This is a genomic window from Arthrobacter sp. Leaf69, from assembly GCF_001422645.1.
Classification (GTDB): Bacteria; Actinomycetota; Actinomycetes; order Actinomycetales; family Micrococcaceae; genus Arthrobacter.
In genome coordinates this window covers 37,551-58,670 of record NZ_LMLR01000017.1, presented here as the reverse complement: position 1 = coordinate 58,670, position 21,120 = coordinate 37,551, and the positions used below count along the sequence as shown (strand labels likewise).

General features: G+C 67.5%; 18 protein-coding genes. 7 read left to right on the top strand and 11 right to left on the bottom strand.

All coding sequences use genetic code 11. From position 1 onward, the window contains the following. The first annotated feature begins 6 nt into the window (after positions 1 to 6). Positions 7 to 951 carry a COX15/CtaA family protein gene (locus tag ASE96_RS18570; protein WP_056434001.1) on the top strand — a complete coding sequence of 315 codons (945 nt, stop codon included), beginning with the start codon at positions 7 to 9 and terminating at the stop codon, positions 949 to 951. A 137-nt stretch (positions 952 to 1,088) separates the two neighbouring features. Here the strand turns inward: ASE96_RS18570 and ASE96_RS18565 are convergent, their stop codons facing one another. Further along, complete coding sequence (locus ASE96_RS18565) at positions 1,089 to 2,051, bottom strand: heme o synthase (protein WP_056433998.1); 963 nt, start codon at positions 2,049 to 2,051, stop codon at positions 1,089 to 1,091. 505 nt (positions 2,052 to 2,556) lie between these two features. Between ASE96_RS18565 and tkt the strand changes: the two genes are divergently transcribed. The 6 genes from tkt (at position 2,557) to pgl (ending at position 10,823) form a co-directional block, all read left to right on the top strand. After that, positions 2,557 to 4,674: a transketolase gene (gene tkt / locus ASE96_RS18560; RefSeq protein WP_056434055.1), complete on the top strand. Its 2,118-nt coding sequence runs from the start codon at positions 2,557 to 2,559 to the stop codon at positions 4,672 to 4,674. A gap of 66 nt (positions 4,675 to 4,740) precedes the next feature. Next, the gene (gene tal / locus ASE96_RS18555) at positions 4,741 to 5,871 is read left to right on the top strand and encodes a transaldolase (RefSeq protein WP_056433994.1); all 1,131 of its coding nucleotides are present in this window, start codon (positions 4,741 to 4,743) and stop codon (positions 5,869 to 5,871) included. A 5-nt stretch (positions 5,872 to 5,876) separates the two neighbouring features. After that, positions 5,877 to 7,511 carry a glucose-6-phosphate isomerase gene (locus ASE96_RS18550; RefSeq protein WP_056433991.1) on the top strand — a complete coding sequence of 545 codons (1,635 nt, stop codon included), beginning with the start codon at positions 5,877 to 5,879 and terminating at the stop codon, positions 7,509 to 7,511. Between the two features lie 15 nt (positions 7,512 to 7,526). Further along, positions 7,527 to 9,089, top strand: coding sequence for a glucose-6-phosphate dehydrogenase (zwf, locus tag ASE96_RS18545; RefSeq protein ID WP_056433987.1), 1,563 nt, complete (start codon positions 7,527 to 7,529; stop codon positions 9,087 to 9,089). Further along, positions 9,086 to 10,027, top strand: coding sequence for a glucose-6-phosphate dehydrogenase assembly protein OpcA (locus ASE96_RS18540; protein ID WP_056433984.1), 942 nt, complete (start codon positions 9,086 to 9,088; stop codon positions 10,025 to 10,027). The genes zwf and ASE96_RS18540 overlap by 4 nt, the downstream gene beginning before the upstream one ends. Further along, positions 10,017 to 10,823: a 6-phosphogluconolactonase gene (gene pgl / locus ASE96_RS18535; RefSeq protein ID WP_056433982.1), complete on the top strand. Its 807-nt coding sequence runs from the start codon at positions 10,017 to 10,019 to the stop codon at positions 10,821 to 10,823. Before ASE96_RS18540 ends, pgl begins: the two co-directional genes overlap by 11 nt. Positions 10,824 to 10,933: 110 nt before the next feature. Here pgl and ASE96_RS18530 read toward each other — a convergent pair whose 3' ends face one another. From ASE96_RS18530 to uvrC, 10 genes are all read right to left on the bottom strand, one after another. Beyond that, positions 10,934 to 11,314, bottom strand: a complete 381-nt coding sequence (locus tag ASE96_RS18530; protein ID WP_056433979.1) for an RNA polymerase-binding protein RbpA — start codon at positions 11,312 to 11,314, stop codon at positions 10,934 to 10,936. Positions 11,315 to 11,435: 121 nt separating this feature from the next. Further along, complete coding sequence (secG, locus tag ASE96_RS18525; protein WP_056433976.1) at positions 11,436 to 11,693, bottom strand: preprotein translocase subunit SecG; 258 nt, start codon at positions 11,691 to 11,693, stop codon at positions 11,436 to 11,438. 49 nt (positions 11,694 to 11,742) lie between these two features. Further along, positions 11,743 to 12,558 (bottom strand): triose-phosphate isomerase, encoded by an 816-nt coding sequence (gene tpiA, locus ASE96_RS18520; RefSeq protein WP_056433973.1) that lies wholly within the window; start codon positions 12,556 to 12,558, stop codon positions 11,743 to 11,745. Between the two features lie 82 nt (positions 12,559 to 12,640). Then, a complete protein-coding gene (locus tag ASE96_RS18515) occupies positions 12,641 to 13,867 on the bottom strand; it encodes a phosphoglycerate kinase (protein WP_056433971.1) in 1,227 nt (408 codons plus the stop codon). Between the two features lie 10 nt (positions 13,868 to 13,877). Further along, positions 13,878 to 14,888 (bottom strand): type I glyceraldehyde-3-phosphate dehydrogenase, encoded by a 1,011-nt coding sequence (gene gap, locus ASE96_RS18510; RefSeq protein ID WP_056433969.1) that lies wholly within the window; start codon positions 14,886 to 14,888, stop codon positions 13,878 to 13,880. A 287-nt stretch (positions 14,889 to 15,175) separates the two neighbouring features. Continuing rightward, the gene (locus ASE96_RS18505; RefSeq protein WP_056433967.1) at positions 15,176 to 15,799 is read right to left on the bottom strand and encodes a superoxide dismutase; all 624 of its coding nucleotides are present in this window, start codon (positions 15,797 to 15,799) and stop codon (positions 15,176 to 15,178) included. A 173-nt stretch (positions 15,800 to 15,972) separates the two neighbouring features. Continuing rightward, positions 15,973 to 16,953, bottom strand: a complete 981-nt coding sequence (gene whiA / locus ASE96_RS18500; protein WP_056433964.1) for a DNA-binding protein WhiA — start codon at positions 16,951 to 16,953, stop codon at positions 15,973 to 15,975. Positions 16,954 to 16,963: 10 nt separating this feature from the next. Continuing rightward, positions 16,964 to 17,983, bottom strand: coding sequence for a gluconeogenesis factor YvcK family protein (locus ASE96_RS18495; protein WP_056433961.1), 1,020 nt, complete (start codon positions 17,981 to 17,983; stop codon positions 16,964 to 16,966). Continuing rightward, entirely contained in the window at positions 17,983 to 18,906 is a 924-nt protein-coding gene (gene rapZ / locus ASE96_RS18490; RefSeq protein ID WP_056433957.1) for an RNase adapter RapZ, read from the bottom strand. Before rapZ ends, ASE96_RS18495 begins: the two co-directional genes overlap by 1 nt. A 124-nt stretch (positions 18,907 to 19,030) precedes the next feature. Then, the gene (gene uvrC / locus ASE96_RS18485; protein WP_056433955.1) at positions 19,031 to 21,064 is read right to left on the bottom strand and encodes an excinuclease ABC subunit UvrC; all 2,034 of its coding nucleotides are present in this window, start codon (positions 21,062 to 21,064) and stop codon (positions 19,031 to 19,033) included. Positions 21,065 to 21,120: the final 56 nt, after the last annotated feature.

Below are 21,120 nucleotides of genomic sequence, written 5' to 3'. Positions count from 1 at the left end.
AAAACTGTGAGCACGGCCTCCCGCCCTCCCCGGACCGCTACCCGGACCATCGCCTGGCTGCCCGTCACCGTCGACAAGACAGTGAAGCGGCTGGCGGTGCTGTCCCTGATCGGCCAGACGATGCTGATCGTGACCGGTGGCGCCGTCCGCCTCACCGCCTCGGGCCTGGGCTGTCCCACGTGGCCGCGCTGCACCGACGCCTCGCTCGTGAACACCCCGGAAATGGGGATCCACGGCATCATCGAATTCGGCAACCGCCTGCTGACCTTCGCCCTGGCGGCCATCGCCGTGACGATGCTGGTGTACCTGTGGAACCTCCGCAGGGAACGCCGCGACCTCTTCCTGCTGGCCCTGGCACTGCTCGCCAGCATTCCGGCGCAGGCCATCATCGGCGGCATCACCGTGCTTACCCAGCTGAACCCCTGGGTAGTGGGGCTGCACTTCCTGGTCTCGATGGCCCTTGTGGTCGTGGCCACCCTGCTGGTCAACCGGGCCTACGGGCGGACGGGGAAGTTCCGGGTGGCCGAACTGCCTGCCCTGCCGGGCGTCGCGCGCCCGCTGATGACCGCCGTCGCGCTGTTCTCCGCCCTGGCCGTGTGCCTGGGGGTGGTGGTCACCGGCGCCGGCCCGCACGCAGGCGACGCCGACGCGCCGCGCAACAACCTGGACTGGGACCTCTTCTCGCACATCCACGCCGTCCCGGCGTACCTGGTCACCGCAGGGGCGCTGTTCGCGCTGTACCTCGTCCTCCGGGACCGGATCACCGGCCCGTTCAGGACCGCCGTCGTCATGCTCCTGGGCGTCACGGTGCTGCAGGCCGTCATCGGATTCACGCAGTACTACAACGGCATCCCGGCGCTCCTGGTGGGGGCGCACATGCTGGGGTCGGCCCTGCTGATGAGCGCGGCAACGAACGCCGCCGACCTGGCCCGCAGCAGCCCGGTCAAGTAGGCCGGCCACTCAGGCTGGCCGCTCCGGCCGGACGCTGCCCCCCGGATTGAGTCACAGCACTGTCAACAGACAGAAGCACCCCGGTCCGATTGGGCCGGGGTGCTTCTGTCTTGTCTCGGGGAGTGCGTGCCGCCTGCCTAGCCGCCCATGATGGCGGAGCCGACGAACGGGTCGACGGCGAGGGCGATGAAGAGCAAGGTCAGGTAGCTGATGGAGCCGTGGAAGACCTTCATGGCGCCCTTGTTGGACACGTCGCCGGCCTGCGCGCGGTTGTACAGCGCATGCGATTCGTAGAGGAACCAGGCGCCCGCGAGCACGGCGGTCACGGTGTAGACCCATCCGGCGCCACCGGCCGGTACCAGCAGCAGCGAGCACGCCACCATGGCCCACGCGTACAGGACAACCTGGACCGAGACCACCTTGGCGCCGGCGATCGCCCCGAGCATCGGCACGTTGGCGTTGCGGTAGTCCTCGCCGTACCGCATGGACAGCGGCCAGTAGTGCGGCGGGGTCCAGAGGAAGATGACCATAAACAGGACGATCGCGGGCCACTCGACCGTGTTGGTCACGGCGGCCCAGGCAATGAGCACGGGGAAGCATCCGGCCGCCCCGCCCCAGACGATGTTCTGGGCCGTGCGGCGCTTGAGGATCATCGTGTAAATGACCACGTAGAAGACAATCGCCCCCAGCCCAAGCCAGGCGGCGAGCGGGTTCGCCCCGAACCAGAGGATCGCGATGGCCGCCGCTCCCAGGAGCCACGAGAAGACCAGCGCTTCGCGCGGTGTGACCTCACCCGTGACCAGGGGACGGTTCTCCGTGCGGTGCATCAGCTTGTCGATGTCGCGGTCAAGGTAGCAGTTGAACGCGCCGGCGCTGCCGGCGGCGAAGGCACCGCCCACGAGGGTCGCCAGAATCAGACCGATCGACGGGAAACCGCGCTCCGCGTAGATCATGGTCGGCAGGGTGCTGACCAGCAGGAGTTCGATGACACGGGGTTTTGTGAGCGCCAGATAGGCCTTGGCTTTGCGGCCGAAGCCGATTCTTCCGCGGATGGGCGAAGCGGTCAGCGGCGTATCTGTTGTGCTCACGGTGGCAGTCACTCTGTTCTGTCTGGCTGTTCAGTCCGGCTGGTTCAGCAACGCGGGTTGCATTTCGGAGGGGTCCGCGCGCAGCGGACGGGCGTGTCCCTCGCCCCGTTGGTAGCCACGAACCATCATACCGTGCGGGCGCGCGACGAGGCGTCCCGTGAACCCCCGCCGCTGCAGCGGCATGATTCGAACAGGTAAACGCAGGCTCACCGCTGTCGCGGACACCGGTGATTCATATAAGCGTAAAACCCGTCCAATTGGTGAGATATACAGCACCAGGCAGGCGGAATGGGGCTAAGCTGTCAGCAGATCAGCGTGTACGACCACGGCCAAAAACGGCCGCCCGGCTTTCTGCAGTATCTGCGGAGGTGCGTTTGCACACGCGACTGAATGATAGATCAACGTTTCGATGGTGAACGGCTGGTACGTACCGCAGCGGGCACCGAACTGTGCCCCGGGCGGGACTGACCAGACCTCTGCCGTCAGCACAGAGAGGGGCCCGGTTTTCGTGCCACATTTGGAAGAGCAAGAACTGTCATGGACCAGCTTGGACCAGCGCGCCGTGGACACCATCCGTGTCCTGGCCGCCGACGCCGTCGAGAAGGTCGGTAACGGCCACCCCGGCACCGCGATGAGCCTGGCTCCGGCCGCTTACCTGCTCTTCCAGAAGCTGATGCGGCACGACCCGCAGAACCCCGACTGGCTGGGACGCGACCGGTTCGTCCTCTCCCCCGGCCACACCTCCCTGACGCTGTACATCCAGCTCTTCCTCTCCGGCTACGGCCTGGAACTGAAGGACCTTGAGTCGCTGCGCACCTGGGGCTCGCTGACCCCGGGCCACCCGGAGTACAAGCACACCAAGGGCGTCGAAATCACCACCGGCCCGCTGGGCCAGGGCCTGGCATCCGCCGTCGGCTTCGCGTACTCCCAGCGCCGCCAGCGCGGATTGTTCGACGCCGACGCCGCCGAGGGCACCAGCCCGTTCGACCACACCGTCTGGGTCATCGCGTCCGACGGCGACCTCCAGGAAGGTGTCACGTCCGAGGCGTCCTCGCTCGCCGGACACCAGGAGCTCGGCAACCTCGTGGTGATTTACGACGAGAACCACATCTCGATCGAGGACGACACCGACATCGCCTTCACCGAGGATGTCCTGAAGCGCTACGAAGCCTACGGCTGGCACGTCCAGCGCGTCGACTGGACCCGCACTGGGGAGTACAAGGAGGACGTGCAGGAACTGCACGCCGCCCTGCTGGCCGCCAAGGCCGAGACGGGCAAGCCCTCCATCGTCTCGTTGCGCACCATCATCGGCTACCCGGCCCCGAAGAAGCAGAACACCGGCAAAATCCACGGCTCGGCCCTCGGGTCCGAGGAAGTCGCCGCGCTGAAGAAGGTCCTCGGCTTCGACCCCGAGCGGTCCTTCCAGGTGGACGACGACGTCCTGGCCCACGCCCGTGCGGCCGTGGACCGCGGCGCGGCCGTCCGCAGCGCATGGCAGGAGACCTTCGAAGCCTGGCAGTCCAACAACCCCGAGGCCGCCGCCCTGCTGGAGCGTGTCGAGGCCCGCAAGCTCCCGGCCGAGCTCGACTCCGCCCTCCCGGTCTTCGAAGCCGGCAAGGACGTCTCCACCCGGGCCGCCTCCGGTAAGGTCCTGAACGCGATCGGCCCGGTCATGCCGGAACTGTGGGGCGGCTCGGCCGACCTCGCCGAGTCGAACAACACCACGATCGAGGGTTCGCCGTCGTTCATCCCGGCCTCGCGCTCCACGGAGGCCTGGAAGGGCAACCCCTACGGCCGCGTGCTGCACTTCGGCATCCGCGAACACGCCGCCGCCTCGATCGTCAACGGCATCAGCCTGCACGGCCGCACCCGCGCCTTCTCGGGCACCTTCCTGATCTTCAGCGACTACCAGCGCCCCGCGATCCGCCTCGGCGCGCTCATGGGCGTCCCGTCGCTGTACGTCTGGACGCACGACTCGATCGGCCTCGGCGAAGACGGACCCACCCACCAGCCCGTTGAGCAGCTTGCCTCGCTCCGCGCCATCCCGGGCCTGGACGTCGTCCGCCCGGGCGACGCCAACGAGGTCGCGGCCGCGTGGAAGGTCATGCTCGAGAACCACGAGAACCCGGCCGGCATCGTCCTGACCCGCCAGAACATCCCTACCTACGCCCGCGGAACCGGCGACGCCGACGGCGACACGTTCGGCTCCACCGCCGGCGTCGCGAAGGGCGGCTACGTCCTGGCCGAAGCCTCGGCCAACGGCAAGACCGCCGAGGCCCGGGTCATCCTCATCGGCACCGGCTCGGAGGTGCAGCTGGCCGTCAACGCCCGCGAAGCGCTCCAGGCCGAAGGTATCCCCACCCGCGTCGTCTCCATGCCGTGCGTGGAGTGGTTCAACAAGCAGGACGCCGCCTACCGCGAAGCGGTGCTCCCGGCTGCAGTCAAGGCGCGTGTATCGGTCGAAGCCGGGCTCTCGCTGGGCTGGAGGGAATTCGTCGGCGACGCCGGCCGTTCCGTCTCCCTCGAGCACTACGGCGCGTCGGCGGACTACAAGCGACTGTTCCAGGAATTCGGCATCACCGCGGAGGCCGTTGCCGCCGCCGCCAAGGAATCCCTCGCCGGACTTCCGGCCTGACCCAAACTCAACGCTTTCCGGGCCGCCGCCACCTGTCGGCGGCGGCCCCAGACTTCAGGAGTGACCATGACCACCACCCCCACCGCGACCCCCACGCAGTTGCTCTCCGACGCCGGTGTCTCCATCTGGCTCGATGACCTGTCCCGCGGCCGTCTCAGCACGGGCACGCTGCGCAAGCTGATTGAAGAGAAGAACGTTGTCGGTGTCACCACGAACCCCAGCATCTTCCACGCCGCCATCACCACGGGCCACGACTACGACGCGATCATCGCCGCCCAGGCCGCCGCCGGCGCCACGGTCGAAGAAACCGTCTTCGAGATCACCACCACCGACGTGGCCGACGCCTGCGAACTGTTCGCCCCCGTCGCAGCCGCCACCAAGGGTGTTGACGGCCGCGTGTCCATCGAAGTTGACCCGCGCCTCGCCTGGGACACCGCCGGCACCATCGCCGAAGCCAAGCACCTGTACAAGAAGGTCAACAAGGACAACGTCCACATCAAGATCCCGGCGACCCTGGAGGGCCTCGAAGCCATCACGGCGACCCTGGCCGAAGGCATCAGCGTCAACGTCACGCTGATCTTCTCGCTGGAACGCTACCGCGCCGTCATCAACGCCTTCCAGTCCGGCCTGGAGCAGGCCAAGGACAACGGCCACGACCTCTCCCGGATCCACTCGGTGGCGTCCTTCTTCGTCTCCCGCGTGGACTCCGAAATCGACAAGCGCCTCGACGCGATCGGCACCGACGAAGCCCGCGCCCTCAAGGGCAAGGCCGGCCTGGCCAACGCCCGGCTCGCCTACCAGGTCTACGAGGAGCTCTTCTCCACCGAACGCTGGGCCCTCCTGGCCGACGCCGGCGCACTCCCCCAGCGTCCGCTGTGGGCCTCCACCGGGGTCAAGGACCCGGCGTACCCGGACACGCTGTACGTCACGGAACTCGTCGCCCCCGGCGTGGTGAACACCATGCCGGAGAAGACCCTCGACGCCACGTTCGACCACGGCACCGTCACGGGCAACACGATCACCCGCGGTTATGACGACGCCAACGCCACGCTGAACGCCCTCGATGCCCTCGGCATCTCCTACAACGAGGTCGTCGCGGTGCTCGAGTCCGAAGGCCTCGACAAGTTCGTGGCAAGCTGGAAGGAACTGCTGGCCGACGTCGAGGGCGCCCTCGCCGCTGCACGGAAGGACGCATAGTCCCCATGACCACTCTCAGCTACGACGCCACGGGCGCCGCACGCCTGGCCCACGAACAGCACCTGCCCGCCCTGCTGGAGGACAAGGTCGCCAGCCGGATCTTCGCCAAGGACCCCACCCTGTGGGGCCCAGACGCCGAGGCCGAAGCGTCCGTCCGGCTCGGGTGGGTCGAGGCGGCCACAGTCTCCCAGCCGCTCGTGGCGGACATCCTCGCCCTCCGTGAAGCCCTGCGGGCCGACGGAGTCAGCCGGATCGTCTTGTGCGGAATGGGCGGATCCTCACTGGCCCCCGAGGTCATCGCCGGAACCGCCGGCGTCGAGCTGACCGTGCTGGACAGCACGGACCCGGAACAGGTCGCCGCCGCCCTCGCGGACCGGCTGGCCGAAACGGCGATCGTGGTGTCCTCGAAATCCGGCTCCACCCTGGAGACGGACTCGCAGCGCCGGATCTTCGAGCACGCCTTCACCGAGGCCGGCCTCGATGCGAAGAGCCGGATCATCATTGTCACCGATCCGGGTTCACCGCTGGACAAGGCCGCCCGCGAGGCCGGGTACCGCGCCGTCTTCAACGCCGATCCCAATGTCGGCGGCCGCTACTCGGCGCTCACCGCGTTCGGGATGGTGCCGTGCGGCCTGGCCGGCGTGGACATCCAGGCGTTCCTGGACGAAGCGGAGGAGGCTGCCGAGGTCCTCAACGAGGACGGCGAGGAGAACATCGGCCTGGCCCTCGGTGCGGCGCTGGGCGGCACGAATCCGCTGCGCGACAAAATTGTCATCGCCGAGGACGGCTCAGGCATCAAGGGCTTCGCCGACTGGGCCGAACAGCTCATCGCGGAATCCACCGGCAAGCTCGGCACCGGCGTACTCCCGGTCGTTGCCGGCCCGGCGTCGCCGGAAGCCGCGCTGGGCGCCCCCGATGTCCTGGTGGTCCGGCTCGTCGCCGCGGACGCCGACGTCGAACTCGGCGAGAACGAGGTCGCGATCGCCGGCGGCCTGCCCACCCAGATGATGACGTGGGAGTTCGCCACCGCTGTAGCGGGGCGCCTGCTGGGCATCAACCCCTACGACCAGCCCGACGTCGAGGCCGCCAAGGTGGCCGCCCGCGGGCTGCTGGACGCCCAGCCGGAACCGACGCCCGCAGCGTTCACCGACGGCGCCATCGAGGTCCGCGGCGGCGACTGGCTTGGCTCCGCCACCACCGCGGCCGGGGCGGTCAGCGCCTTGCTGGGCGAGCTCGGACCGGACAGCTACCTGAGTGTCCAGGCCTACTTCGACCGGCTCGCGTACGCTCCGCTGGAAGGCGTCCGGGACCAGCTGGCAGCCGTCAGCGGCCGTCCGGTGACGTTCGGCTGGGGCCCGCGCTTCCTCCACTCCACCGGGCAGTTCCACAAGGGCGGACCCGCGATCGGCGTCTTCCTGCAGGTGACGGCCGCGGCCGCCGCCGACCTGGCCATCCCTGACCGTCCCTTCAGCTTCGGCGAGCTGATCTCGGCCCAGGCCGCCGGCGACGCGCAGGTCTTGTCCGATCACGGCCGTCCGGTCCTCCGCCTGCACCTCACGGACCGGGCAGCCGGCGTCCGCCAGCTGCAGGACCTTGTCGCCACGCTGGCCGGCCAGGCTGTTCCCTCCACCGAAAGCTAAGGCACCAACGCAACCATGCCAGAAAAACTCAACGGCGGCAGGAACACGGCCGGCCGGGGGCGCAATCCGCTCCGGGACCCCCGTGACCGGCGCCTGAACCGTATTGCGGGACCGTCGTCACTGGTCCTGTTCGGGGTCACGGGGGACCTCGCACGCAAGAAACTCATGCCGGCCGTGTACGACCTGGCTAACCGCGGGCTGCTGCCGCCGAGCTTTGCCCTGGTGGGCTTCGCCCGCCGGGAGTGGGACAACGAGGACTTCGCGGCCGAGGTGAAGGAGGCCGTCAAGACCTACGCCCGCACTCCGTTTGATGAAACGGTGTGGGAGCAGCTCGCGAAGGGCATCCGCTTCGTGCAGGGCGAGTTCGACGACGACGACGCCTTCAAGCGGCTGTCCGAAACGATCGACGAACTCGATGAGCAGCGGGGAACACGCGGCAACCACGCGTTCTACCTGTCCATCCCGCCGAACGCGTTCGAGCTGGTCTGCCGGCAGCTGTCCAAGCACGGCCTGGCCCAGGCCGAGGGCGACAAGTGGCGGCGCGTGGTCATTGAGAAGCCCTTCGGCCACGACCTCGAGTCCGCGCGCCAGCTCAACGACATCGTGGAATCGGTCTTCCCGCAGGACGCCGTGTTCCGGATCGACCACTACCTCGGCAAAGAAACGGTGCAGAACATCCTGGCGCTGCGCTTCGCCAACCAGCTCTTTGAGCCGCTCTGGAACGCAAATTACGTTGACCATGTCCAGATCACCATGGCCGAGGACATCGGCACCGGCGGCCGGGCGGGGTATTACGACGGCGTGGGCGCGGCCCGCGACGTCATCCAGAACCACCTGCTGCAGCTCCTGGCGCTGACCGCCATGGAGGAGCCAATTTCCTTCAACGCCGATGACCTCCGGGCCGAGAAGGAAAAGGTCCTCGCCGCCGTACGGCTCCCCGATGATCTCTCCACCCACTCGGCCCGCGGGCAGTTCACCGGCGGCTGGCAGGGCGGCGAAAAGGTCGTGGGATACCTGGAGGAGGACGGCATCCCCGCCGATTCGAAGACGGAGACGTTCGCCGCGATCCGGGTCGACATCAACACCCGCCGCTGGTCCGGGGTGCCGTTCTACCTGCGCGCCGGCAAACGGCTGGGCCGCCGGGTGACCGAGATCGCGGTGGTGCTCAAACGCGCCCCCAACCTGCTCTTCACCGACCACGGCGAGGACGACTTCGGCCAGAACGCCGTGGTGATCCGGGTCCAGCCCGATGAAGGCGCCACCATCCGCTTCGGGTCCAAGGTTCCCGGCACGCAGATGGAGGTCCGTGACGTGACCATGGACTTCGGCTATGGGCACTCCTTCACGGAGTCCAGCCCTGAGGCCTACGAACGACTCATCCTCGATGTGCTCCTGGGAGAGCCGCCGCTGTTCCCCCGGCACGCCGAGGTGGAGCTGTCCTGGAAGATCCTGGATCCGTTCGAGGAGTACTGGGCCAGCCTCAATGAACAGCCCGAGCCATACGTACCCGGAAGCTGGGGGCCCGCCTCCGCCGACGAGTTGCTTGCCCGTGACGGACGAACCTGGAGAAGGCCATGATCGTAGATCTTCCCGATACCACCACCTCCAAGATCTCCAAGAAGATCATGGCGCTGCGCGAGCAGGGCGGCGTGATTGCCCTGGGCCGGGTGCTGACCCTCGTGGTCGTCACCAAGTCCGGCCTCGAAGAGGAAGCCATCGAGGCCGCCAACGAGGCCAGCCGCGAGCACCCCTGCCGGATCATCGTCCTCGCCGACGCCGGGGCCAGCGCCCCGACCCGGCTCGACGCGCAGATCCGGGTGGGCGGCGACGCCGGGGCGTCCGAGGTCATCCTGCTCCGCGGCTACGGTGAACTCGCGGAGGAAAGCGAATCCCTCGTCGCGGCCCTGCTGCTGCCGGACGCGCCGATCGTGGCCTGGTGGCCCCATGGTGCGCCCAAGAACGCCTGCGAGACGTCGATCGGGCGGATCGCGCACCGGCGGATCACCGACTCGGCCAACGAGGCCGACCCGCAAGGGGCGCTGGAAAACATCCGCCGCACCTACAAGGCCGGCGACACGGACCTCGCCTGGACCCGCCTGACCAACTGGCGGATCCAGCTGGCAGCGGTCCTGGACCAGGTGGACGGCTCGCCCGTCACCGCCGTCGCCGTCGAAGGCGCCTCGGACTCCCCCAGCACCATCCTGCTCGCGGCCTGGCTCACGCTGGCGCTCGACGCGCCGGTCACGATCGTCGCTGACCCCGCAGGGACCGGGATCCGGCGCGTGCGGCTCACCCGGACGGCCGGCGACGTCCAGCTCTTCCGGCCCGGCCTCACCGTGGCGGAGCTGACCCAGCCCGGCCAGCCCGTCCAGCGCATCTCCCTGCCGCGCCGCAGCCTGAAGGACTGCCTCGCCGAAGAGCTCCGCCGGCTCGATCCGGACGAAGTGTTCGGCGAAGTGATTACTATTGGACTGCCACGTACCAATCTAAGGAGTGTCCGTCCCAGTGAGCGCTGACCCCAGAGTAAGCATCCATCCCGACTCGACCGTCCTCATGGCTGCCATCGCGGCCCGCCTGATCACCAAGCTGGTGGACATCCAGGACAAATACGGCGAGGCGACGGTGGTACTTACCGGAGGGTCGATGGGCATCGGCTCGCTCAAGGCCGTCGCCGAATCACCGGCGTTCTCCGCTGTCGACTGGTCCAAGGTCAACTTCTGGTGGGGCGATGAGCGCTTCGTTGCAGCCGACGACCCGGAACGCAACGCCCGCCAGGCCCACGAGGCGCTCCTCTCACGTATCCCGGCCGACCCTGCACGGATTCATGTCCCCGGGTCCGCTGACGAGTTTGGTGCACCCGAAGACGCGGCCGCGGACTATGCCGCGAGGCTCCGTGACGCGGCAGCCGCGGAACACGCTGCGGACATGTCCGATGACCGCCCGGAGCACCCGGCCGCCCTGCCCCGCTTCGACATCGTCCTGCTCGGCGTCGGGCCCGACGCGCACGTCGCGTCGCTCTTCCCCGAGCAGGCCGGGATCCGGGAGAAGGAACTCTCCGTTGTGGGGGTCCGCAACTCCCCCAAACCCCCGCCGCTGCGGATCTCCCTCACGCTGCCGGCCATCAACACGGCGTCGGAAATCTGGATGGTCGTGGCCGGCGAGGACAAGGCTGGGGCTGTGGGCCTGGCCCTCGCGGGAGCCAACCCGGTGCAGGTGCCGGCCGCCGGCCCGCGCGGCCGGAACGAAACACTCTGGCTGATTGACGAAAACGCCGCTGCCCGGGTGCCGGAACAACTGGTCCGGAAGGGCTGAGCGGGAACGGCTGTCTTCTCCTAGCCGCTGCGTTATCTTTCCGCGTTATCCCGCTGCGCTATCCCGCTGGGCTATCCCGCTGGGCTATCCCTCTGGGCTATCCCTCCGGGCTATCCCTCCGGGAGGCCCCGGCGGGCCCGCAGCCTCTCGAGCGCTCCGGCCAGCACGTCTTCGGCGTCCTGGCTGGAGCGCCGTTCTTTAACGTATTCGAGGTGGCTCTTGAAGCCGTCCGCCGGCGTGTCCTCGAGGGCGAACTGCGCCTCGTCCCGGGTGGCCGTCCCGCCGCAGCGGCGGCAGTCCCAGACGCCGGGGATCTGGTCGTCGGGCAGTTGGGCGAACACCAGCGTGGTCTCATGGCCCTTGCCGCAGAGGTAGATGATGCGGATACGCGGGGTGCGGACAGCGCCGCCGTCGAGCGGTTCGTGGCGCGGCGCGGCCCCTTCGGTGGCTCCTACTCGGATGCCCCGGAAACCGGAGGCGGAATGCAGCATCGGGAACTCCTGGCTACTTGGCGGACGGAATGAGCGTGCAGTCAGCCACAGTGTAGTTCGGAGTTCCCGATGCCGGGAGGGCCACAAGGACCCGTTATGAAGTTTTTGAAAGACGGTACGGCTAGGAGTCTCCGCCGCCACTGAACCGCATGATCAGCCCAAGGCCGATGATCACAAGGCCCCAGGTGACACCGAGAATGATGGTGAAGCGGTTGAGGTTGCGCTCGGCCACACCGGAGGAGCTGAGTCCGGAGCTCATGCCGCCGCCGAACATGTCGGACAGTCCGCCACCACGGCCCTTGTGGAGCAGAATGAGCAAGGTCAGCAGGAGGCTGGTGATCCCAAGGAGAACCTGCAGAATGACATGAAGAACGTCCACGACGGCCTTTCAGAAGATTTGGATTGCGGGGGCCACGACAGTGTCCGGACTAATCCGTCAGCAGGTGACTCTCGAACCTGACAATATTAGCAAACTCGGCGGCGTCCAGGCTGGCACCTCCGACAAGCAATCCGTCCACGTCGCGTTCCTTGAGAATCGACGCCGCGTTGTTGGCCTTGACCGAACCGCCGTAGAGGAGGCGGGTCTTGCCGGCGACGTCCGCGCCGAAGAGAGTGGAGAGCTCGGCACGGATGGCGGCGCACATTTCCTGGGCGTCCTCCGGGCCGGCGACTTCGCCGGTTCCGATGGCCCACACGGGCTCATAGGCGACGACGAGTTCGGCAGCCTGCTCAGCTGTGAGGCCCTCGACGCCGGCACGTAGCTGGGCGAGCGTGTGATCCACATGGGTGCCCGCCTGGCGGATTTCCAGGCCTTCTCCGACGCACAGCACCGGAGTGATGCCGTGCCGGAAGGCGGCCTTCGTCTTGGCGTTCAGCACGTCGTCCGACTCGTGATGGATGGTGCGGCGTTCGCTGTGGCCGACCAGGACGTAGCTGCAGCCGAGCTTGGCGAGGAACTGCCCGGAGATGTCGCCCGTGTAGGCACCCGAATCGAACTGGGAGAGGTCCTGGCCGCCGTAGACGATCTTCAGTTCATCGCCCTGGACCAGGGTCTGGACGCCGCGGAGATCGGTGAACGGCGGGAAGACGGCCACCTCCGCCCGACTGTAGTCGTGCTTGGCGTCGGACAGGGTCCAGGCCAGTTTCTGCAGGAGGGTGATGCCTTGGACGTGGTCCATGTTCATCTTCCAGTTGCCCGCAATGAAGGGCGTGCGGTCGAATTTGCCGTTGGTTGACGTAGTCACGTGGTCTCCAAAAAGTTCGTAGCAGTGAAACAGCCGGCAGGGCGCCCGTGGTGGAACCGGGCGCCCTGCCGGCTGGAGGTATCTACCGGTCCAGGACGCTCAGGCCGGGGAGTTCCTTGCCTTCGAGGTACTCGAGGCTGGCCCCGCCGCCGGTGGAAATGTGCCCGAACTGGTCGTCGGCGAAGCCGAGGGTCCGGACCGCTGCGGCGGAGTCGCCGCCGCCCACAACGGTGAAAGCCGCTGTTTCGGTGAGCGCCTGCGCGATGGCCCGGGTGCCGGCGGCGAACGCCGCGAACTCAAAGACGCCCATGGGGCCGTTCCAGAACACCGTCTTGGCGCCCTTGATCCGGTCCGCGAAGGCAGCGGCCGACTCCGGACCGATGTCCAGGCCGATGCCCTGGCTTCCGAAGCTGCTGCCTTCGATCGCGTCGGCACGCACCGTTTCGTGGTCGGCGTCGGCGGCGAACTTGCTGGCCACGACGACGTCGGTGGGAACCACGAATTCAGTCCCGGCGTCCGCGGCGCGCTTGAGGTAGTCCTGGACAACGGGGATCTGGTCCTCTTCCAGCAGGCTGCCCGCCACCTTGTGGCCGGCGGCTGCGAGGAAGGTGAACAGCATGCCGCCGCCCACCAGGATGGTGTCTGCCTTGCCGATGAGGTTGTCGATCACCGCGAGCTTGTCGGAGACCTTGGAACCGCCCAGCACCACAACGTAGGGGCGCTGCGTGTCGGTGGTGAGCTTCCGCAGCACCTCGACCTCGGTGCGCACCAGATCGCCCTGATAGGACGGCAGCCGCGTGGCGACGTCGTACACGCTGGCATGCTTGCGGTGCACGGCGCCGAAGGCGTCATCCACGAAGGCGCCGTTGCTGCCGGTCAGGGAAACCAGCTCATCCGCGAACGCGCCGCGCTGGGCGTCGTCCTTGGATGTTTCCCGGGCGTCGAAGCGGACGTTTTCGAGGATGAGGACTTCACCGTCCTGCAGCGCGGCGGCCAGTTCCTTGGCGGACTCGCCGACCGTGTCTTCGGCGAGGGAGACCTTGAACGAGGCAAGCTCCGCCAGCCGCGACGCGGCGGGCTTGAGCGAGTACTTGTCTTCAGGGGCGCCCTTCGGGCGGCCAAGGTGTGCTGTGACCAGCACGCGGGCACCGGCGTCCGTGAGCTTCGCCAGCACTGGCAGGGAGGCCTTGATGCGGCCGTCGTCAGTCACTGTAGAGCCGTCGAGCGGCACGTTCAGGTCACTTCTGACCAGAACGTACCGCCCGCGGACACCATCAGCGATCAGTTCGTTGAGGGTGTGGAATGTCATGAGTCTTACCCTAGCCCAGCTTGGCTGCGACGAGCTCCGTGAGGTCCACGAGGCGGTTGGAGTAGCCCCATTCGTTGTCATACCAGGAAACAACCTTGACCTGGTTGCCGATCACCTTGGTCAGGCCCGAGTCGAAGATGGACGAGGCCGGGTCACCGACGATGTCCGAGGAGACGATCGGCTCGTCGGTGTAAGTCAGCAGGCCCTTGAGCTCGGCGGACTCGGAGGCTGCCTTGAGGGCGGCGTTGACTTCCTCGACGGTGGTTTCACGGGAGACGGTAACGGTCAGGTCCGTTGCGGAACCGGTGGGGACGGGAACGCGGATGGCGTAGCCGTCCAGCTTGCCCTTCAGTTCCGGCAGGACCAGGCCGATTGCCTTGGCCGCACCGGTGGAGGTGGGGACCATGTTGATGGCGGCGGCACGGGCGCGGCGGAGGTCCTTGTGTGGGCCGTCCTGCAGGTTCTGGTCGGCCGTGTACGCGTGGATGGTGGTCATCAGGCCGCGCTCGATGCCGAAGGCGTCGTTGACCACCTTGGCCAGCGGGCCGAGGCAGTTGGTGGTGCAGGAGGCGTTGGAGATGATGTGGTGCGCGGCGGGGTCGTATAGCCCGTCGTTGACGCCCATCACGATCGTGATGTCCTCATCAGAGGCGGGGGCGGAGATCAGGACCTTTTTGGCGCCGGCATCGATGTGCTTCTGCGCGTCGGCGGCCTTCGTGAAGAAACCGGTGGATTCGATGACAATGTCAACGCCGAGCTCGCCCCAGGGCAGCTTGGCCGGATCGCGCTCGGCGAGGACCTTGACGGTCTTTCCGTCGACGACGATGTTGCCGTCCTTGACCTCGATCGTCTCCTGCAGGCGCCCGCCCACGGAGTCGTACTTGAAGAGGTGGGCCAGTGCTTCCGGGCTGGTGAGGTCGTTGACGGCCACGATCTCAAGGTCTGCCCCCTGGGCAAGTGCGGCGCGGAAGTAGTTGCGGCCAATACGGCCGAAGCCGTTGATACCAATACGGGTGGTCACGTTTTCAGTCTCCTTGGTGCTTTGCAAGCACGACTAGTTGAGAAGGCGCTCAAGCCAACTAACAGATCCCGCACGCCATTGGGCAGAGATGATTAACAGATCGGAGGGCGACCAGCCACATTGCTGAAGGCTAACCGCCTTCCGTGACCTATCTTACGTTTAACTTGGTCTGCCCCCGCAAGTGCGGGGGCAGACCGTCCACTATTCGAGCCTCAGGGCGGCAAATGTGAGCTTTGTTACGTTCCGGTTTCCGGCGGCACACTCTGGGAGCCGCCGCCCACGGCGTTTTAGAGCGTGATGAGGCCGGTGGCGTTCTTGCGGGCGGCGTCAAAGCGCTTGGCGACGTCGGCCCAGTTGACGATGTTCCAGAAAGCCTTGACGTAGTCGGCCTTGACGTTGACGTAGTCCAGGTAGAAGGCGTGCTCCCACATGTCCAGCATCAGCAGCGGGGTGGTGCCCACCGCGACGTTGCCCTGCTGATCGTAGAGCTGCTCGATCACGAGGTTGCCGCCGATGGGCTCGTAGGCCAGGAACGCCCAGCCGGATCCCTGCAGGGCGAGGGCCGCTGCGCTGAAGTGCGCGCGGAACGCGTCGAAGGAGCCGAACGCGTCGTCGATGGCTGCTGCCAGTTCGCCTTCGGGCTTGTCGCCGCCGTCCGGGGAGAGGTTGTTCCAGAACACCGAGTGGTTGACGTGGCCGCCGGTGTGGAACGCCAGATCCTTGGAGAGGCGGTTGATGTTGGCGAAATCGCCCTTGTCGCGGGCTTCGGCCAGCTGCGCCAGTGCGTTGTTGGCGCCTGCGACGTACGCGGCGTGGTGCTTGCTGTGGTGCAGCTCCATGATCCGCGCGGAAATGTGCGGTTCCAGTGCGGCGTAGTCATAGCTGAGATCGGGCAGTACGTACTCGGTCACAAAATCCTCCAATGTCGTGGACTGGTTGTCCGTTTTGGTAACTCTCGGATTGTGCATCCGGATGTTGTGGCACCCGGAAGTCTCTGGATCGGAATCCAGTGGGAATAGCCTCCAGTCCCCCCGAGGTATTCCCGCCGGCCCGATCTGATTCTGCAGATGTTTCCAGTGTGAGGCTACTCGTCCAGCATTTCCGGCGTCACATTGGCCTCCGTGCCGGGGATGCCGAGGTCCTGGGCGCGTTTGTCCGCCATTGCCAGCAGGCGGCGGATCCGCCCCGCGATGGCGTCCTTTGTCATGATCGGGTCCGCGAGGCGGCCAAGCTCGTCCAGGCTCGCCTGTTTGTGCGCCACGCGGAGTTCGCCGGCGTACTTCAGGTGGTCCGGGACGTCATCGCCGAGGATCTCCAGGGCACGGTCTACGCGCGCGCCGGCAGCGACGGCGGCCTGCGCAGAACGCCGAAGGTTGGCGTCGTCGAAGTTGGCCAGCCGGTTCGCGGTGGCGCGGACTTCCTTGCGCATCCGCCGCTCTTCCCACACCATGAGCGCGTCGTGGGCGCCCATCCGGGTCAGCAGGGCGGCGATCGTGTCCCCGTCACGGATGACAACACGGTCCACTCCCCTGACCTCGCGGGCCTTGGCCTGGATTCCGAGGCGGCGGGCCGCCCCGACGAGGGCCAGGGCCGACTCGGGGCCCGGGCACGTGACCTCCATGGCGGAGGACCGGCCGGGCTCGGTGAGGGAACCGTGGGCCAGGAAGGCGCCGCGCCAGACGGCCTCGGCGTCGGCGGCGGAACCGTTCACCACCACCGAGGGCAGGCCACGGACCGGGCGTCCCCGGGCGTCCAGCAGGCCGGTCTGGCGGGCGAGGGCCTCGCCGTCGCGCACCACCCGGACCACGTAGCGGCTGCCGCGGCGCAGGCCGCCGCCGGACACGACGATGATTTCACTCTGGTGCCCGTAGACCTCGGCGATGGCGGCGCGCAGCCGCCGCGCGGTCGAGGCGAGGTCCACCTCGGCCTCGATCACGATCCGACCGGAGATGATGTGCAGTCCCCCGGCGAAGCGAAGCATGGCGGACACTTCAGCCTTGCGGACCGAGGACTTCTTGATGTCCAGCCGGGAAAGTTCTTCCTTGACTGATGCTGTCAGTGCCATGGCACCTTTCCTACCTGTTCCCGAAAATGTCGTGGTACGCCGTTGCCAGACGCAGCGGGTCGTGGATCGGCCGGCGGCTCGACGCCCCCACTTTACCCAACACCACCTCGGCACCGAGCATCCCGGCCGCCTGCTCGAAGTCGGCGAGGTCGGTCACGGACGCCGGATCGGCCAGGACCACGTCGATCGTGAAGTCCGGCGCATAGTCCCTGAGCACCCGCAGATGGTCCGCGGCCGACATTCCAAGGGTCTCCTTGGTGTCCGTGGCGAGGTTCATAGTGAGGCAGCGGCGGGCGGCCGTGTTGCAGAGCGCTTGGCGCATTTCCGGCAGCAGCAGGTGCGGGAGCACGGACGTGTACCAGGACCCGGGTCCCAGGATGACCCAGTCCGCCAGTTCGATGGCGGTGAGCGCCTCGATGCAGGCCGGCGCGTCCTCGGGCAGCAGACGGACGCTCTCGAGCGTGCCGGCAACAGCGCATTTCGCCTGGCCGGCGATAGTCTGCAGCGCCGAACTGCCGTCGGGGGCAGTGACGCGGACCTGGCCCTCGATGGTCAGGGGGACACTGGACATCGGCAGGACCTCACCGCGGGCACCGAGCAGCGCACCGGCCCATTTCAGGCCGGCGACGGTGTCGCCCAGGAGCTCCCAGAGCGTCACGATCAGCAGGTTGCCCATAGCGTGTTCATCGAGGGAACCGCCGCGGCCCTTGCCGGGTGTGAAGCGGTGCTGCATAACATCACGCCAGGTGCGGCCCCAGTCCGTGTCATCGCACAGCGCGGAGAGCGCCATCCGGAGGTCGCCGGGCGGCAGGACGCCGTACTCCTCGCGCAGCCGTCCCGAGGAGCCGCCGTCGTCCGCGACTGTGACGACGGCGGTCAGCTCGGTGGTGAGCAGGCGCAGCGCCGACAGGGAGGCGGAGAGTCCGTGCCCGCCGCCGAGCGCGACGACGGACGGACCTTTGTCCTGCTGGCTGGCCAGGACCGCACTGGCCGGCGGAACGAGCGGCAGCGGACCGGTGAGCAGCGCCATTATTCGCGGCCCAGGTCCCGGTGGGTGGTGGTCACGGTGACGCGCGGGTACTGCGCCAGCCGGCGGGACAGTTCGACGGCGACGGCGACGGAGCGGTGCTTGCCGCCGGTGCAGCCGACGGCGATGGTGGCGTAGTGCTTGTTCTCCCGGCGGTAGCCTTCCAGGACCGGTTCGAGTGCCAGCACGTAGCGTTCCACGAAGTTGCTGACGCCCTCGGCCTCCAGTACATAGTCGCTGACGTCCTGGTCCAGCCCGGTGTGCGGGCGGAGGGCCGGAACCCAGTGCGGGTTGGGGATGAAGCGGGCGTCGGCGACGAAGTTGGCGTCCACGGGCAGCCCGTACTTGAAGCCGAAGCTCATGACGTTGAGGCGGAGGGCCACGGGACCGGTCTCGCTGAACAGTTCGGTGATCGCGGTGGCGAGTCCGTGGACGTTCAGCGAGGACGTGTCCAGCACGATGTCGGCGGAGGTGCGCAGTTCGTGGAGCAGTTCGCGTTCGGCGGCGATGCCGTCGAGGATCCTGCCGCCGCCCTGCAGCGGGTGGGGGCGCCGGCCCTGCTCGAAACGCCGGACCAGGACGCCGTCGTCCGCGTCAAGGAACAATACGCGGAAGCCGACGCCGCTTGCTTCAAGATTGCGGAGGGCGGCGCGGATGTCAGCGAAGAGTTCCTTGCTGCGGACGTCCATCACGACGGCGAGTTTGGACATGGAACCCGGCGCGTGGGACACGATTTCCGCAAGCGTGCCGAGCATCTGCGGGGGGAGGTTTTCCACGACGTACCAGCCGTGGTCTTCCAAGGCGTCCGCTGCAGTGCTCCGGCCGGCTCCCGACATGCCCGTCACTACGAGCAGTTCGGCCTCGACGGGTTTGACCGGTGTCATACCGTCCGTGTCCGTCCCGGATCCTGCCGTCGACTCTGCCATCAGTGAAGCCCCGTTCTGCTGTGCTGTTGTGCGGTGATCCCGCCGGGCGGCGGTTGCGGTGCGAATGCCTGCCGCGGATGCCGTTTACCCAAGTCCTTACCCTAGCTAAGTTTGCCGGTGCTAGCTAAGTCTCGAGGATTTCGCCGGTGGTCATGTTGATGGCGGGGACGGTGGCGGCGTCGCCGTCGTCGTCGGTGAAGTGCCGGACAATCGCCGCGGCCAGGGACGGCCCGATGCCCTTGGCGCCGGTGAGTTCCTCCACACTGGCCGTTTTGATGCTTTTGACCGAGCCGAACCGGGCCAGCAGGGCTTTGCGCTTGGATTCCCCGAGGCCGGGAACTCCGTCCAGCGCGGAGACCGTCATCGCCTTGCCGCGTTTCTGCCGGTGGAAGGAGATCGCGAAGCGGTGGGCCTCGTCGCGGATGCGCTGCAACAGGTACAGCCCGGCCGAGGCCCGCGGCAGGATCACCGGGAAGTCGCTGTCCGGCAGCCAGACCTCCTCGAGGCGTTTGGCGAGCCCGACGACGTAGACATCCTCGATGCCCAGTTCGGCCAGCGCGCGGGCGGCGGCGTTGACCTGGGGCTTGCCGCCGTCGACCACCACGAGGTTGGGCGGGTAAGCGAACTTGGTCCGCGGCGCCGGGGTGGTGGTGTCGGCCACAGTGGTGGTGGCAGGAGTGCCGGCGACGGCAGCGTCCGCGGCGGCGTTGAGCATGGCCTGGTGGCCGGGCTGCCGGGCGGCGTCGGCCTGGACCGACTGCTCCTGCAGGTAGTTCCGGAAGCGCCGGGTCAGCACGTCGTGCATGGCTGCGGTGTCGTCGTTGGCGGCGGCGCCCGTGACAGAGAACTTCCGGTAGTCGGACTTCTTCGGCAGGCCGTCCTCGACCACCACCATGGAACCGACCACGTTGGTGCCCTGGACGTGCGAGATGTCGAAGCATTCGATCCGCAGCAGCGCGACCGGCAGTTCCAAGGCCTCCTGCAGTTCCTGGAGCGCCTGGGACCTCATGGTCAGATCGCCGGCGCGCCGGGATTTGTGCAGCTTAAGGGCGTGCTCGGCGTTGTCCCGGACGGTGGACAGGAGTGCGGCCTTGTCGCCGCGGCGGGGCACCCGGATGTCCACGCGGGCTCCGCGCAGCCCGCTGAGCCAGAGCCCCAGTTCCCCGGCGTTGCTGGGCTCCACCGGGACAAGAACCTCCCGCGGCAGCCTGCCTTCGAGGCCTGCTTCCTCGCCATAGACCTGCTGGAGCAGGTGTTCAACGAGATCCGGGGTGGTGGTGTCCTCGACCTTTTCGACCACCCAGCCGCGCTGGCCGCGGATCCGGCCGCCCCGGACGTGGAAGACCTGCACGGCGGCTTCGAGTTCGTCCTCGTGCAGGGCGAAGACGTCGGCGTCCGTGCCCTCGGCCAGGACGACGGCGTTGCGTTCGAAGACTTTCTTGAGCGCGACGATGTCGTCACGGATCCGCGCGGCCCGCTCGTAGTCCAATTCCGCCACGGCGGCGGCCATGTCCTTTTCCAGCCGGGTGACGAACGGCTTGGCCTCACCGCCCATGAACGTGCAGAAATCCTCGGCCAGTGCGCGGTGGTCCTCGGCGGAGATGCGCCCGACGCACGGCGCGGCGCACTTGTCGATGTAGCCGAGCAGGCAGGGCCTGCCGCTGGCTTCGGCCCGTTTCAGGACACCGGCGCTGCAGCTGCGGACCGGGAAGACGCGCAGCAGGGTGTCCATGGTGTCCCGGATGGCCCCGGCGGTGTAGGGGCCGAAATAGCGGGTGCCCTTGCGGCGATCCCCGCGCAGGACCTGGACCCGGGGGTACTTCTCCCCCATGGAGACGGCGAGGTAGGGGTAGCTCTTGTCATCCCGGAACATCACATTGAAACGGGGCTTGAATTCCTTGATCCAGGTGTATTCAAGCTGCAGCGACTCGAGCTCGCTGCCGACGACGGTCCACTCGACGCTGCTGGCCGTGTGGACCATTGCATAGGTTTTGGGAAGCAGCCCCGCCGGGTTGGCGAAGTACGAGTTCAGCCGCGAACGGAGGTTCTTGGCCTTGCCGACGTAGATGACCCGCCCGTGCGGGTCCCGGAAGCGGTACACGCCCGGATTGGTCGGAATTTCACCGGTCTGGGGCCGGTAGCTCGCTGGATCTGCCACACACCAAGTCTACTGAGCGTGCAGCCATGCCCCGGACAGTTAAGCCCCGGGCCGTG

Excerpts from the sequence above, each read along its gene's own strand:
- ASE96_RS18495 (WP_056433961.1), bottom strand. The coding sequence starts at position 17,983 with ATGGCGCTGCTCACCGGTCCGCTGCCGCTCGTTCCGCCGGCCAGTGCG.
- zwf (WP_056433987.1), top strand. The coding sequence starts at position 7,527 with ATGCCAGAAAAACTCAACGGCGGCAGGAACACGGCCGGCCGGGGGCGC.
- ASE96_RS18540 (WP_056433984.1), top strand. The coding sequence starts at position 9,086 with ATGATCGTAGATCTTCCCGATACCACCACCTCCAAGATCTCCAAGAAG.
- ASE96_RS18550 (WP_056433991.1), top strand. The coding sequence starts at position 5,877 with ATGACCACTCTCAGCTACGACGCCACGGGCGCCGCACGCCTGGCCCAC.
- rapZ (WP_056433957.1), bottom strand. The coding sequence starts at position 18,906 with ATGGCAGAGTCGACGGCAGGATCCGGGACGGACACGGACGGTATGACA.
- ASE96_RS18530 (WP_056433979.1), bottom strand. The coding sequence starts at position 11,314 with ATGCTGCATTCCGCCTCCGGTTTCCGGGGCATCCGAGTAGGAGCCACC.
- tal (WP_056433994.1), top strand. The coding sequence starts at position 4,741 with ATGACCACCACCCCCACCGCGACCCCCACGCAGTTGCTCTCCGACGCC.
- whiA (WP_056433964.1), bottom strand. The coding sequence starts at position 16,953 with ATGGCACTGACAGCATCAGTCAAGGAAGAACTTTCCCGGCTGGACATC.
- ASE96_RS18515 (WP_056433971.1), bottom strand. The coding sequence starts at position 13,867 with ATGACATTCCACACCCTCAACGAACTGATCGCTGATGGTGTCCGCGGG.